10 protein-coding genes are annotated in these 15,582 nt (G+C 40.5%); 8 read left to right on the plus strand and 2 right to left on the minus strand.

The window, feature by feature from the left end; genetic code table 11:
* The first annotated feature begins 2 nt into the window (after positions 1–2).
* On the plus strand, positions 3–404 hold the full coding sequence (locus G586_RS21835) for a DUF2752 domain-containing protein (protein ID WP_155834026.1): 402 nt from the start codon (positions 3–5) through the stop codon (positions 402–404).
* Here the strand turns inward: G586_RS21835 and G586_RS0105235 are convergent.
* Positions 384–932, minus strand: a complete 549-nt coding sequence (locus tag G586_RS0105235; protein WP_026526885.1) for a DUF3793 family protein — start codon at positions 930–932, stop codon at positions 384–386. The genes G586_RS21835 and G586_RS0105235 overlap by 21 nt on opposite strands.
* Positions 933–1,165: 233 nt before the next feature.
* On the opposite strand from G586_RS0105235, the gene G586_RS24670 reads away from it, so the two are divergent.
* From G586_RS24670 to G586_RS0105265, 6 genes are all read left to right on the plus strand, one after another.
* The gene (locus G586_RS24670; RefSeq protein ID WP_081674213.1) at positions 1,166–4,999 is read left to right on the plus strand and encodes a starch-binding protein; all 3,834 of its coding nucleotides are present in this window, start codon (positions 1,166–1,168) and stop codon (positions 4,997–4,999) included.
* Positions 5,000–5,132: 133 nt separating this feature from the next.
* Complete coding sequence (locus G586_RS0105245) at positions 5,133–6,146, plus strand: LacI family DNA-binding transcriptional regulator (protein ID WP_051204567.1); 1,014 nt, start codon at positions 5,133–5,135, stop codon at positions 6,144–6,146.
* 345 nt (positions 6,147–6,491) lie between these two features.
* Positions 6,492–7,781 carry an extracellular solute-binding protein gene (locus G586_RS0105250; RefSeq protein ID WP_026526887.1) on the plus strand — a complete coding sequence of 430 codons (1,290 nt, stop codon included), beginning with the start codon at positions 6,492–6,494 and terminating at the stop codon, positions 7,779–7,781.
* A 10-nt stretch (positions 7,782–7,791) separates the two neighbouring features.
* Positions 7,792–9,174: a carbohydrate ABC transporter permease gene (locus G586_RS0105255; RefSeq protein WP_026526888.1), complete on the plus strand. Its 1,383-nt coding sequence runs from the start codon at positions 7,792–7,794 to the stop codon at positions 9,172–9,174.
* Positions 9,174–10,436 (plus strand): sugar ABC transporter permease, encoded by a 1,263-nt coding sequence (locus G586_RS0105260; protein ID WP_081674215.1) that lies wholly within the window; start codon positions 9,174–9,176, stop codon positions 10,434–10,436. The genes G586_RS0105255 and G586_RS0105260 overlap by 1 nt, the downstream gene beginning before the upstream one ends.
* Before the next feature lie 75 nt (positions 10,437–10,511).
* On the plus strand, positions 10,512–12,872 hold the full coding sequence (locus tag G586_RS0105265) for a glycoside hydrolase family 31 protein (RefSeq protein WP_026526890.1): 2,361 nt from the start codon (positions 10,512–10,514) through the stop codon (positions 12,870–12,872).
* A 102-nt stretch (positions 12,873–12,974) separates the two neighbouring features.
* Here the strand turns inward: G586_RS0105265 and G586_RS21850 are convergent, their stop codons facing one another.
* Positions 12,975–14,330 carry an MATE family efflux transporter gene (locus tag G586_RS21850; RefSeq protein ID WP_051204569.1) on the minus strand — a complete coding sequence of 452 codons (1,356 nt, stop codon included), beginning with the start codon at positions 14,328–14,330 and terminating at the stop codon, positions 12,975–12,977.
* 244 nt (positions 14,331–14,574) lie between these two features.
* On the opposite strand from G586_RS21850, the gene G586_RS0105275 reads away from it, so the two are divergent.
* Positions 14,575–15,519, plus strand: coding sequence for an AraC family transcriptional regulator (locus G586_RS0105275; RefSeq protein WP_026526891.1), 945 nt, complete (start codon positions 14,575–14,577; stop codon positions 15,517–15,519).
* The last annotated feature ends 63 nt before the right edge of the window (positions 15,520–15,582 follow it).

Genomic DNA, 15,582 nt, shown 5'->3' on the forward strand with positions numbered 1-15,582 from the left:
TAATGGATAAAAGAAAAAGAACTATAAAACTTATAAAAGAAATAGCATTTGTAGCAGTGATACTTGCTGCAAATGCTATTATTTATACTACCACAGGCTATGGAATACCTTGCATATTCAGGCTTACCACAGGGTTAAAATGTCCCGGATGCGGCATGACGCATGCTTACATAGAACTTTGTAAAGGTAATCTCCATGGCGCTTTAGGGCATAACATATTGTCAGTTACACTTATGCCCTTGATACTTATATATCTTGTTTATAAGGCACTAGTGTTTATAAAAACAGGAGAGCAAAGGACCAGAGCATGGGAATATGTGGCATATACGATATGCTTTATCGTCCTTGCACTGTTCTTTGTGTACAGGAATTTTTACCCGTTTTTAGGCAACTATCATCTGTGAAAGGCGCTTTCCATTGGCAAAACTCTTTTTGTAAATATCAGTACATTTCTTGTATCTGGAAAAGGTCTTTTCTGCTTTTTCCTTGTCACCGTATACCTTCCAGTAACCGGTACACTTAACGCCTTTTCTTGTATCCTCCATAAAACCTTTTACATCTACCGGAGGATATCCCAAAAATAATCCAATTTCGTGAGGGAAACAATCATCCTCATGTATATGACGTATAAGATTTACGATGTATTCTTCTATTGAACTGCATCTATAGCCCTTTTGGAGCAATATGTTTTTTGCTTCCGCTGACTCAAGATCAGCTTGTAATCTCTTTGGACGATAAAGATAAATAAGAATCTTTTTATCTGTGATTTTAAGCGGAATGGCGCGTAATCCTTTTGATGAAAGAATACCGTTTAACTCTCTTAATTCTTCATGCACATCCTTCACAATTGCAGTATCTATTGAAAACAGATTACCTGTTTTTATCCCTGCAAGAGTAGGAGAGCAGTTCTCAATTATTATATTTTCAGGCATGATATTTCCCCACATTCTGTCCGTAATCGTTAGCTTAAGCTAACGAAATTATAACTCGAAATGGATTAGTTAGCAATAGGTAACAAAGAAAAAACTTGTTAAAAAGTTACAAAAAACGTTTTCCAAATATAAAAGCTTTGAACAATTGACATTAATTGATTCTCAAGCTTAAAATTATGACATTGGAGTTAATCGATTAACAGTATAATGCATACGTATAATGGGAGGTTTATATGAGAAATAGTAAACTATGGGTTAAACGGTTAATAACCGCGTCCCTCAGTTTATCCATGATTGCCGGGGCACCTGTTTCTACACTTTCGTCAATAAATGCCATGGCGGCAGAGGAAGATGGTTTGGCTGCGGAAAGCGAGGAATTATCTGAGGTTTACGATGATAAGGACTTAGTAGAAGAAACAGTTAGTGATGAAACTATCACTCCTGAAAATGAAGAAGCAACTGTTTCTGAAGAAGAGGTTACAGCTAATGAGAAGGATGCTACAGTTTCAGAAAACTTATTAACCGATGAAGAAGATGTTCCGGAAGACTCAGAGGATCAGGCAACTGATTTTGAAACATATGAAGCAGAAGTAGAAGTTCTCGGAGATGGCGGTGATGACGATTCTGAGGATAAAAAGCAGGCTGCTAAGGATACACAAAATCATGATGTCGAAACGATAAATGATAGTTCATCAGTAAGCAGAAACTCAATTCATGACGGAACAATACTTCATGCGTTTTGTTGGGATTTTGAGACAATAAAGGAGATGATGCCACAGATTGCCAAGGCAGGCTTTACCGCTGTCCAGACTTCTCCTATAAATACATGCCTTGATACTAACCCTGCACTTGAACTGAATGGTTCAGGAGAGAATGGAGGCAAATGGTATTATCACTACCAGCCCACAGACTGGAAAATTGGTAATTATCAGCTCGGAGATAGAGATGCATTTAAGGAAATGTGCGATACTGCGGACGAATATGGAATAGGTATTATTGTTGATATTTTGCCTAACCATACTACACCTATGGATGATCAGGTATCACAGACTCTCATAGATGCTGCTGGTGGATGGGATAGTCTCTACCACAAGGAGTATAAGGAAGGCGTAGATTACGGAAACCGTGTCAGCGTTGTTTATAATGCCATGGGAGGACTATATGACGTTGATACAGAGAATCATGATTTCCAGGATTATTTCTATGCATATCTTGATGACTGTATAAACTGTGGTGCAGATGGATTCAGAATTGACACCGCAAAGCATATAGCACTTCCTGATGACGGAGTTCCGGCTTCATATGCAGGAGAAGAGGATAGAAATGATTTTTATCCAAACATGGTAACTGCTATAAATGCTTACTCTGAAAAAGCCGGCAAAAAGGCTTATGATAATCTCTTTGTTTATGGCGAAGTTTTACAGGGAACAGATGACAGACTTGCTGCATATCAGCAGTATATTGGCGGAACCACAGCAAGCAGCTATGGCGGATCAATAAGAAATGCAGTAGTTTCCAATAACCTCAGTGTTTCAAACCTCGAAAGCTACAACATAAATGATGAAGAGAACTATAAGGCTGATGATAATAAGCTTGTTACATGGGTAGAGTCACATGATAACTACATAAATGACAAGAGCTATGAGTCAGTTAATGACAGAGATACAGTACTTGGCTGGGCGATAATCGCAGCAAGAAAAGACGGAACTCCTTTATTCTTTTCAAGACCCAAAAACAGTACTGTTGAAAATCCTTTCGGTGACAATGTAATCGGTGAAGCCGGAAACGATCTTTTCAAAGCTCCTGAGGTCACTGCTGTCAATAAGTTCAGAAAAGAGATGGCAGGTGATGAGGAAAAACTTTCAAATCCCGGTGATAAGCATGCACTTATGATCGAGAGATATGATGAAAATGGAGCAGAAGGTGCTGTTCTAGTAAACGCAGCAGCTTACTCTGTAGCTGTTAAGGGTGAGACAAAGCTTGCAGACGGTGCTTATGTTAATACTGTTGAGGGTGCGGGTGATCTTTTCATTGTAAAAGACGGTGTGATCGACGGTATTTTACAGGCTGAGTCTGTTGTAGTACTTACCGAGGCTTCTCAGGATACATATACAACCGTACACTTCAATAATTCAGCTAATTGGGATAATGTTCAGGCGGTGGTTGACTCAGCAGATCCTGTTAAGGCTGTAAGTGAGAACGATGGATGGTTTAGAGTAAATGTTCCTGCATCTGACTTTACTATAAGCTTTACAAATGGCAGCGATACAACCCCTGAGTATTCAATAACCGGAGGAAATGAGGCATTCATTACACCTGAAAAATCAGAAGTCTTTTCTTCCAAGGATGCTGCTGATGCTGCACTTGGACTCAAGACAAAATCTGTATATTTCTTTAACACTGAGCTTTGGGAAGAAGTAAATGCTTACTCCTGGTATTATGACGGTGAAAAGAGTACTGAGTTTACCCGTGGATGGCCCGGTAACACAGCCTTTGATGATGGTGGATACTGGTACAGAGCAGATATCAAGATGCCTGCCGCTACTGATCAGTTCAGTATTATCTTTAATACCGATGGTTCACAGACTTCAGATGTACTTATAGATGATGACAATGTATATCTGGCTTTTGATAAAACTGCGGGTAATACTGCGGTTAAGAAGTACGCATCAAAAGAAGCTGCAGAAGCCGAGCTTGGAATTTCTGCAAACAGCACTACAATCTATTTTTACAATAGTGATAACTGGGACACAGTCTGCGCTTATACCTGGGAGGCTTGCAGCTTAGGTGATTGGCCGGGAGCAGCATGCGAGGAAGATGGAGATGGCTGGTGGAAGATCACTGTTCCTGCCGGAGCAGGTCCTGACCTTAATATCATTTTCAATAATGGCAATAATGGAGCTCAGACCAAGGATCTCAAGATTCAGAATATCAAGAGCAGATATGTAAATAATGGCAGAACCTTTGAAAGCAAAGAAGCAGCTGTTGGATATAGACCCGGAGAAGCTGTAAAGGTTTATTACCATGATGAAAATAACTGGGAATCAAACTGTGCTTATTTCTGGGCAGATAACAGACCTGACATCTGCGGAGGATGGCCGGGACTTCAGATGACCTCTATGGGCGATAACTGGTATTATGTGGAGGTTCCCTCTGACGAAATCGGCATCGGTGATCTTCACATGATCATAAGCAATAATGGAAATGATCAGCTCCCTGATAAGATCATTACAGATACACTTAAGGTTTACTTCAACACCGCAGATATAAACGGATATGCTACCGCTGAGGAGGCATTCGGCGGCTCTGAGGCACCCGGAACAGACGAACCTGAGACACCGGGCACAGATGAACCCGAGACACCGGGCACAGATGAACCCGAGACACCCGGAACAGACGAGCCTCAGAATCCCGGCACAGATGAGCCTTCAAACCCAGGCACAAATGAACCTTCAAATCCCGGTACAGATGAGCCTTCAAACCACGGTACGAATGAACCTACAAACCCTGCCGGTGAGCAGCCTGCAACAACCAACCCTGCTCCTGCAGACACAAAGGTTGAAGCTACAGGTATATCACTTGATGCGAAGAAAATCAGCATCGGTAAGGGCGGAAAGTATAAGCTGACTGCGAAGATTACACCAGAGAATGCTACTGATAAAGATGTCGTATTTTCATCAAGCAATGAGAAGATTGCTACCGTTTCAGCTGACGGAACAGTTAATGCGAAGAAAACAGGAAAATGTGTAATCACTGCAGCTACCAAGGATGGTAAGTATCAGGCAAGCTGCAAGGTTACCGTAACCAAAGCCGTTAAGGTAACAGGTGTTAAGCTTAATAAGAAGAGCAAGACATTAAAAGTAGGAAAGTCCTTTAAGCTCAAAGCAACTCTTAAGCCAAAGGATGCTACAATCACTGATGTTAAGTGGAAGAGCAGCAATAAGAAGGTTGCTAAGGTTGATTCCGAAGGAAATGTTAAGGCAGTAGGTAAGGGAAGCTGCACCATAACAGTAAAGACAAAAGATGGAAGTTACGAGGCTTCCTGTAAGATAACAGTTAAAAAATAAGAAGTTTGAACAAAGAGCCCGGATTTAAAATATCCAGGGCTCTTTTTTATTTTTCCGCACTTGACAGAAAAGACAAGAATTCTGTATAGTTATGCTAGGTTAAACGGTTAATATAATTACTTCGGAGGAGATCATGAACCTTAAGAAAATTGCAGAGCTGGCAGGAGTCAGTACTGCTACGGTATCAAATGTTTTAAACAAGAATTATCACAAAGTATCGGACGATACGCGAAAACGCGTGGAAGATATCATAAAGGAAACTAATTATAAACCAAATGCTGTTGCAAGGTCTCTTGCTAAAAAGGAGAGTAAAATAATAGGTCTTGCAATACCTTATCTTGGAAGAGATGAAGACTTCTTTACAAATCCGTACAATGCTCATATAGTTGCAGCTATTGAAAAATATGTGAGAAATGAAGACTATTATCTGATGCTTAGATGCGTTGGAGATCCAAGAGACATCATTTCTCTTCTCTCATCCTGGAATGTTGATGGGGCACTTTTTTTAGGTGTTTTCAAGGAAGAGGTAAAGGAAATCAAGGAACAGATAGATGTTCCTATGGTTTTTATTGATACATATGCACCGGAAGAAAAGATAGTAAACGTAGGTATTGAGGATTATCGCGGCGGTTATCTATCTGCCAGATATCTCATTGGAAAATCTCATAAAAATATAGCTCTGGTAACACCTCAGATTGGAGAAGAGGGCGTTATCAGAGAGAGATACCAGGGCTTTTATGATGCCTGCAAGGAATGCGGAATAAAGTTTGGAGATGAAAATCTTTACTTTACGGATACTACCTACAAAAATGCCATGGAGATAGGACAGAACATTGCCTTTTCCAATAAGGGCATTACAGCTGTAGCAACAATGTCTGACGTAGTTGCATTTGGTGTTGCTGAAGGCTTAAAGCAGTGCGGGATAAGAGTGCCAGGAGATGTTTCCATTATAGGTTTCGATAACCTTCCTGACTGCGAATTCATGACTCCTAAGATAACTTCGATTGCACAGGATTTTGACTGGAAGGCCAAAAAAGCAACCGAGTATCTGTTCCATATAATCGAGGGCGATAAGGATATGGTTCTCGACGACAGACTTCCTATACAGGTAGCAGAGAGACAATCTGTAAGGGATCTGGCAGAATAAAACTAAAAAGCAATAAGCCAAGGGACGGTTCAATCAGACAAGGGGACAGTTCTTCTGACTTATTTTGTTTCACAAAATAAGTCAGAAGAACTGCCCCCTTGTCTGATTTTGTGTGCTTCAGAAAACGAACCAAAAGAACCGTCCCCTTGACTGCCCGTGTCTGATTTTAAGGTAAAACGAATAACTAAAACAAGATTATAAAAAGGGTTGTGCAAAATACATAAAATGCAAATATGCCATTTATACAGTCTTTATAAAGTTGAAATAGTGGGTTGACCGCTTAACCAAAACATAGTATATTCTAGTAAATCGATTAACCAATCAGTTAAATTTAGGAGGACAAAAATGAAAAGAAGGACATTGGCTGCCATAAGCATGACAGCAACAATAATTGCATCAAGCCTTTCAGGATGCGGAGCATCAGATAACCAGGCATCAGCTGACACAGCAGCTTTAGAAACAGCTAAGGCTGCAGATAATTCTGCTGCAGGCGAGACAGAGAACGTTAACCTTAAGATATGGGTACCTGAAGAGGAAGTAAATATCACAGACCAGATGGTTAAGGACTTTGATGCAGCTCATGATGAATTCGATATCACATATGAAATTGCTGTTGTAGGAATCGATGAAGCACCTCAGGCGCTTGAAACAGATTCAGATACAGCGGCAGACATTTTCTATACACCCAGCGGCGGTGTTGCTGATCTTGCGGGTAAAGGGTTACTGCTTCCCATCACCAAAGACTTTGATGAATTAAAAGTTGACCTTCCGGAAAGTGCCATTAACGCGGTTACGGTTGATGGGCTCACCTATGCAGTGCCCTTTTCACCTAATACATTTTTCATGTACTACAATAAGGAGCTCTTTACCGAGGATGAGATAAAGAATCTTGACACAATGATGGACAAGGATCTCGGTGATGGAATGTGGAACTTTAGCACACAGCTCACAAATTCCTGGTATGCAGAGATGTTTTTCCTTGGCAATGGTTGCACACTTTTTGGAGAAGACGGTAAGAATGCCGAAGAGTGCAGCTTTAATAATGAAAAAGGACTTGAAGCAGGTGAGTATATGATAAGTCTTGCGACCAATGCAAAATATCTTGAAGATGCAGACGGAGTTGGCGGAAATGCATTCAAGGAAGGTAAGCTCGGCGCAGTTACAAGCGGCGCTTGGAGTGCTCCTGAATTCAGAGAGGCTCTTGGCGATAAGCTCGGAGCAGTGGCGCTTCCCACAGCAAATATCAGTGGAAGTGATGTTCAGCTTTCAAACTTCGTAGACTTTAAGACAATCACAGTTAAGTCAAATACAGCTCATCCCCTTTGTGCACAGCAGCTTGCTGTATATATGGCAAACAAGGACAGCTCACTTACAAGATATAAGGAGCAGGGTGATGTACCGGTTCTTAAATCACTTTCAGACAATGATGAGATCAAAAATGATTTTGTAGCAAGTGCTCTTAATGATCAGGCTGCCTTCGCAACAAATCAGCCCAGCATTCCTCAGATGGGAGATTACTGGGATCCTATGAAGGCTCTTGGAGAGGGTATCTACTACGGAGAGGTTACAAGTGCTAACCTTCAGAGTCAGCTTGATGCTCTTGTAGATAGTGTAACAGGAACACTTACAGAATAAGAGGGAAAACATGGTACAAAGTAAAGCATCAAAAACTAAAGCTTTAAAAGGCAGAAATTTTATAACGATCTTTACAGAAGGGGACAGCTTTTCAAGGCTGTCCTACCTTCTGAGTGGACTTTCCAACATAAAGAACGGACAGGTAGGAAAAGGACTTATCTTTTTGATGATCGAGGCTTTATATATCGCATTTATGATACTGTCCGGTGCCCACAACATAAGTAAACTAATTACTTTGGGCGACAGCACTCAGGGAATGACATTTAATGAAGCCCTGGGAATTTATGAAGTGTCAAAGGGTGATAATTCCATGCTGATACTCCTTTACGGAGTTATGACACTGGTAGTCAGCTTTGCATTTTTGGCAGTTTGGCTTTTCTCAATTTTTTCCGGAGAAAAGGCAAGAGAACTGAAAGAATCAGGAAAACAGCCAAAGGGACTTTTAGAGGATATAAAGAGCCTTGCAAATGAGAATATTCATTTCCTGCTGCTTTCAGTTCCCGTCATTGGGTTATTGGTATTTACGGTAATGCCTCTCATATATATGATTCTGATGGCATTCACGAATTATGATCAGGATCATCAGCCGCCGGGAAATCTTTTTGACTGGGTGGGAATTAAGAACTTCTTTACCTTACTTTCCGCAGGTGAAAGGCTTTCAGCGACATTCTGGCCGGTGCTTGGCTGGACACTTATATGGGGCTTTGCAGCGACCTTTACCTGCTACTTTGGCGGTATGATTCTTGCGATGATCATCAATTCCAAAGGCATAAAGTTCAAGAAGTTCTGGAGAACAATATTTGTTATTACAATGGCAATTCCCGGATTCATATCTCTTAGAGTTGTATCAACAATGCTTGGCGAGCGCGGAATATTCAATGTACTTCTTCAGCAGTGGGGCTTTACATCATCTGCGCTTCCGTTCTTATCAAATGTGACCTGGGCAAGAGTCAGCGTAATACTTGTAAATTTCTGGATAGGTGTTCCTGTCACAATGCTGATGGTCAGCGGAATACTTTTAAACATTCCCGGAGAGCTATACGAGAGTGCACGAATTGACGGAGCAGGACCTATAACAATGTTCAGGAAAATAACATTCCCTTACATGTGGTTTGTAACAACTCCATATCTCATAGCTAACCTTATAAGTAACTTCAACAACTTTAATACAATATATTTCCTGACAGGTGGAGAGCCTCTTACACTTGACTATTTCAAGGGCGCGGGAAAAACAGATCTGCTTGTGACCTGGCTGTATAAGCTCACAAAGGACAGCAATGATTACAATCTGGCTGCGACGATAGGAATCATAATATTTGTAATATCAGCAACCTTCACTCTGATCTCATTCTCAAGGTCAGGTGCCATGAAAAATGAGGAGGGCTTCCAGTAATGAAAAAAGTAGTAATAGGATTGAATCTGGATTTTCACCTAAAAGCTCTTATCGGAATATTTGCATCGGTTATATGCATGTTTGTTTCTTTTGTAAAAAGTGAATACGGGTATATGAATATGATTTCTACCTGCATGTATGTACTTACTTCAGACGGAAAATCCAAAGCCTATTTTATTCTTTTGCTTGCAACTGTTCTCACGATCATTTCAGCAGTCCTTGGAGTTATAAGCCTTGTTAAGACAACGGTGCCGGGAATGAAAATATGGCAGTATGTGCAGGGTGTAAATGTTGTTTTCTGGACACTTCTTCTTTTTGCGGGAAAAAGCATTTATGAAAAAGCAGGGCTGTCAGGAACATTCCTTAACAAAAATTATAGCTTTGGCATGTGGTTTGGACTTTTCTTTGCGTATTTTACACTTGTGATGATAATGCGAGTGACACAGACAAATGTAGGCTATATAGCACTTACCATTCTTGGAATCATATGGCTATTTCCTATTTTGTGGATTGTGCTTACCGCATTCAGGGCTGAGCAGGGATATTATGTAGGGTACTTTATTCCTCATGGTTTTACTTTGGATAATTTCAAGAATCTGTTTTCCAATCAGAGCGTTTTACCCTTTGGAAAATGGTGGGTAAATACAATGATCGTTGCAGTGTGCAGCTGCGTGATCAATACACTTATAATACTTGCAACATCCTACGTACTTAGTAGAACAAGATTCCGTGGCAGAAAAGGATTTATGAATGTGCTGATGATCATAGGCATGTTCCCGGGATTTATGTCTCTTATTGCAGTCTACAACATATTAAAGGGTATCGGACTCAATCAGTCGCTTATGGCTCTTATAGTAGTAGGAGCTGCAGGTGCTGCCATGGGATATCACGTAAGTAAAGGCTTTTTTGATACTATTCCAAAAGCTGTGGACGAAGCTGCAATAATTGATGGCGCCAGCAGATTTCAGATTTTTACCCATATAACCCTGCCGCTTTCGAAATCAATAATTGTTTATACGGTTTTGGGAAATTTCCTTGGCGCGTGGTCTGACTACATTTTCCCGAGCATGCTTTTTGGCGATAAACAAAGCTCATATACTGTAGCTGTCGGTTTGTACTGGCTTACAGACTTTAAGAGAATTGATACATATTACACGCAGTTTGCAGCCGGCGCGGTTGTTGTTGCGATTCCCATTGTGATTCTCTTTATATGGTTACAGAGATTCTATGTTGAGGGTCTCTCCGGATCAGTAAAGGGTTAATTACACTAAAGGCTATTTAAAGCAGATGATATATAGAAACTGATATAAAGAGTTAAAAAAGAAACGGATAAAAAGATGACTTTAAAATACATTAAGGGTGAAAAATATAGAATTACTGTTCTTACTGAGAGAATGCTGAGGATTGAATATCAGGAAGATGGTTATTTTGAGGACAGGCAGACAACCGGAATAGTTAATCGTTTTTTTGAAGACTGTACCTATGAGCTAAAAAGAAGCAGTGAAGGCATTGAAGTAGATACCGGTTCATTACTCTTAAAATATGATGAGCAGGCACCCTCTACAAGAGGACTTACAGTTCTTGTAAAAAGCACCGGGCAAACCTGGAACTATGGTATGGGCCATGCCAATATGGATGGAAATCTCCTTGGAACAGCAAGGACACTTGATCTTTCGGATGGTCCGATCCCTCTTGATCCCGGAATATTCGGAAGGAAGGGATACGCAACTCTTGACGACAGTAAGAGTGCCGTCTGCATTGATGGAACAGAATATAGGAAAAGAGAATACGAAGGAGTTGATGTTTACTTCTTTGGATTTGGTAGTGATTACTATGGGGGATTGTCCGAGTTTTATAAGCTTTGCGGCAAGACGCCCATGATTCCCAGGTATGCCCTTGGTAACTGGTGGAGCAGATTCTACAGGTATACAGAGGATTCTTACCTTGAACTTCTGGATAGATTCGAAGAAGAAAAGATTCCTCTTTCTGTGGCGGTTATCGATATGGACTGGCACATAACTGACATTGATCCAAAGTACGGAACCGGATGGACCGGCTATAGCTGGAATAAGGAATATTTTCCCGATTATAAGAGGTTCCTCAAAAGGGTTCACGAAAAGGGGCTGTCGACGACACTTAATCTTCATCCTGCAGATGGAATAAGGGCATTTGAGGATATGTATGAAAAGACTGCAAAAAGGATGGGGATTGATCCCAAAACCGAAGAACCTGTTAAGTTTGATTTTGGCGATAGAAAGTTCAGGGAAGCATATTTTGATGAAGTGATGCATCCCTATGAAAATGACGGCGTGGATTTCTGGTGGATTGACTGGCAACAGGGAACGGGAGATAAACCATCTGACGTGGATCCTCTTTTCCTCCTAAATCACTATCATTATCACGATCAGGAGGATAGAAATGTAAGGCCCATGATTTTTTCAAGATATGCCGGTCCCGGAAGTCATAGGTATCCGGTTGGCTTTTCGGGAGATACCAAAGCCACATGGAGAAGCCTGGATTATCAGCCCTTCTTTACTAGTACTTCAAGTAACATCGGATATGGCTGGTGGAGCCATGACATTGGCGGACATATGCTGGGCGACAGAAATGATGAGAGACTTCTAAGATGGGTTCAGTTTGGCGTATTTTCACCTATTATGAGGCTCCACAGCAGCTCCAGTGCATTTGTAAATAAAGAGCCCTGGGCAATAAGTGAGCCGTATCACAGCATAATTGCTGAGTATATGCGTCTAAGACACAGGCTTATTCCATACCTGTATACGGAAAACTACAGAGCATACAAGGAAGACAGGCCACTTGTCAGACCTATGTATTATCTTATGCCTGATGATGAACGTTCATATCATGTTCCTAATGAATATGGATTCGGAGAAAGCTTACTTGTCGGAGCAATCACTGAGCCTATGGATAATGTAATAAAGCAGGCTGCAGTAAACATGCTTATTCCTGAGGGTAGATGGTATGATATTCAAAACGGAAGAATTTATAAGGGCAAGCAGAAGAGGAAACTCTATAGAAAAATAAATGAGATGCCGGTACTTCTTAAGGCCGGAGGTGTTCTTCCGCTTTCGGGAGAGGATACCGTAAATGGAACGGCTAATCCAAAAACACTTAAGCTCTATGTAGGGGCAGGCACAGACGGCAGCTATACTCTGTACGAAGATGATGGTATAACCATGGATTATCAAAACGGCAAATTTGCACAGACAGACTACAGAGTTAAGTTTAAGAAAAAAGGAAATGAACTTTGCAGCGCAAATTCTGAAATCGAGATATTTATTGATGGTTCAGTCGGAGATCTTTCACTTATACCGGGAAGCCGTGACTATGAGATAAAGATCTTCGGTGTTAAGAAGAAAGAGCAAACAGAAATAAATGCAAGCAGACCCTTCGAGACCGAAGCAGACTTAAATAAACAAATACTGACCATAAGGATTAATGATGTAAAGTCTGAAGACGGAGCACGTATATCAGTAAAAAATATCGAACTTTCGGAAAATGATTATAAGGACCTGATATTCGGTATTCTTGAAAATGCGTGGATCGAAACCGTGAAAAAGGATGAAATCTACAATGCCATGATGGATATGAAGAAGGACGATTTTGCTTCTTACATAAGAGAGTCAGAAATATCCGAAAACCTTAAAGCAGCATTTTTTGAAATACTTGATAACTGACAAAAACTTTCCCACAACTATTTTATATAAAATGGTTGTGGGAATTTTTGTTACTCGAACCTTTTCACAGTGCCTATGCAGGCGGTGCGGGAAGGAAGTACTTCATTGTGTGGGCTCGGCAACTTTTGTTGCCTCACCGAAATGTGTGGCAAATCGAAGCCAGGCGGTTACACCACTTAATACCCACACGATACCGGCTGAAATCCAGATACCTTTTTCGCCCATGCCCATGTACTGGGTTATGAAAAGAGGTATTGTAAATCTGCCAATTACTTCGACGATTCCGTTAAATAGTGCAAAGAATGCATCTCCGATTCCTGTAAGGACTCCTCTTACTACATATATAAGTCCAAGTGAAATGTAAAACAGACTTGTTATCTTTAGACCCATTGAGCCAAGGGCGATTACATCATTGTCAGATACAAACATGGAGGTTATTGTTCCTCCAAAAACCTGTATGCTGACAACCATTACTGCAGTAAGAACGGCCATGATCATAAGGCCTTTTCTGTATCCGGTGTATACGCGGTCATATTTTCCTGCTCCATAATTCTGTCCGCAATAAGTAGCTATTGCAGCGCCAAGTGTAGCATATGGCTGATGAATAAGCTGTTCGATTCTGTTTGTTGCCGTAAAGGCTGCAACAACTACAGTTCCATAGGAGTTGACTATTCTCTGTACAGCCATTGAAGAAATGGCAATCAGGGCAAATTGTAGTGACATCGGAACACCAAGGCGGATAATCTTTATTGCGAGGTCTGATCTGAATACCAGATCATTCTTATTCAATTTAAAGTAAGGATTAACCTTTCTGGCGTATAATCCGCAGCTGATAGCAGCAATCGATTGCGAGATTATGGTGGCTATGGCGGCTCCGTTTATTCCCATTTTGCAAAAATAAACCAGGAAAATATCGAGAAAAACATTGATGACTGCTGCAATAATAAGGAAATAAAGCGGAGACTTTGAGTCACCAAGCGCTCTAAGCATTGAGGTCAGATAATTATAAGCTGAAACAAACAGTAATCCAACGCACATGTATCTCATGTAGGATACGGAGTCAGCAAGTATTGCTTCGGGCGTGCCAAGAAGCTTAAGGAGTGCTTCGCAGGATATAAATCCAATGGTTCCGAAAAACAGGGGAACAATTAGCATTATTATTCCGGTATTTACAATACTCTTTTTTACGTTGTCATCATCATGAGCTCCGTAAAATTGTGAGACGATTATTCCACCGCCTCCGCCGATTCCGTTACACAGTGCGAAAAAGAGAAAGGTTACGGATGCAGTGGCACCAACTGCCGCAAGTGCATCAGCACCAACGAATCTTCCGACAATAATGGTATCTGCCAGATTGTATATCTGCTGAAAAATATTTCCTATAAGTGCCGGCAGAGCAAAGAGTAGTATATGCTTTACAGGGTTACCTGTTGTCATATCTGTCGTGTGCTTTTTCATGTATCATAAACTCCCTGAAATTTGTTTAAAAGTCAATATGTAATATAATCCTGTTCCTGTAAATATACTTCTTATGTTTTGACTTTATTGTTATCAGTTTTTGCGTAGTGGCGAATTCAAAATATGATATATGTCATATCGAAAAATAAGAGGATGAACACAAGCTCTGATGCTATCATTTTTATAATTTTATTTGTCTATCTTAAATGTCGCGCTCATTTACTGTATAATGAAAGGAAATTATATGATATATAAAATTCAGAGACAGGATGAAGACATGGATTACAGTAAGTATGAGATATATGATTTTGACAATATAAGCGCTTTCAATTTGTCTACCGGTTACAAACAGAGAAGCTATAAGATGCACTGGCATTCTTATGGAGAGATCCTGCTTGTGGGCCCCGGTAAGACGAATATTTATAAAGTAAACAAAAGCACCTACAATCTGGTAGAGGGTGATTTTGTTCTCGTATGGCCTATGGAGATGCATGCAATAATAGATGCTGACAGAGAGAATGCGGTTGTTATACAGTTTAGCAACATGTTTATGAACTCTCTTTTTGACCTTCAGCGCATAATGCATTTTTACAGGAATCTTCATGTGATATGCATATATGCTCATCCGGAGCTTGCTGCAAAGCTTAAGGAAATCACCGATAAAATGAAGGAGATTTTTCTTGGAGGTGGCTCGGACAGAGAGCTTCGCTGCTGCATGCTTTTGATGGAGTTCATGCTTACGCTTGATGAGCACAGAGATGAATTTGATCCTGAACTAAGGTCAAGTTCGCCTGATGGCTACGAAGATGATGTGATGCGTAGAATGATAATGGTTACGGATTATATCAAGAATAACCTTACCGCGGATGACCTTTCGCAGGCTACCATGGCACAGATGGCTGGCATTTCCAAGGATTATTTTTCCAGAATATTTAAAAATGTAACCGGTATGAATTACAGTAAGTGGCTCAATATGATAAGGCTTGAAAAAGCTACTCAGCTTCTTACTCAAAATGATTTGACGCTGACTAAAATTGCAATGCTCTCAGGATTTCAGAGCATACCCAGTTTTAACAGAGTTTTTCATGAAGAGAAGGGCATGGCTCCTGGTGAATATAGGGCACTTTTCATAGGTGATGACAAGGAAGATGTAAATATAGATGAAGAGAACAAAGAGCAAAAAAAATAAGTGTAAAAAATGACAAAATATGAGCATATGAGAACAGAATATTTAAGTAGACGCATTATATAA

The sequence above is a fragment of the Butyrivibrio sp. VCD2006 genome, assembly GCF_000423925.1.
GTDB lineage: Bacteria > Bacillota > Clostridia > Lachnospirales > Lachnospiraceae > Butyrivibrio.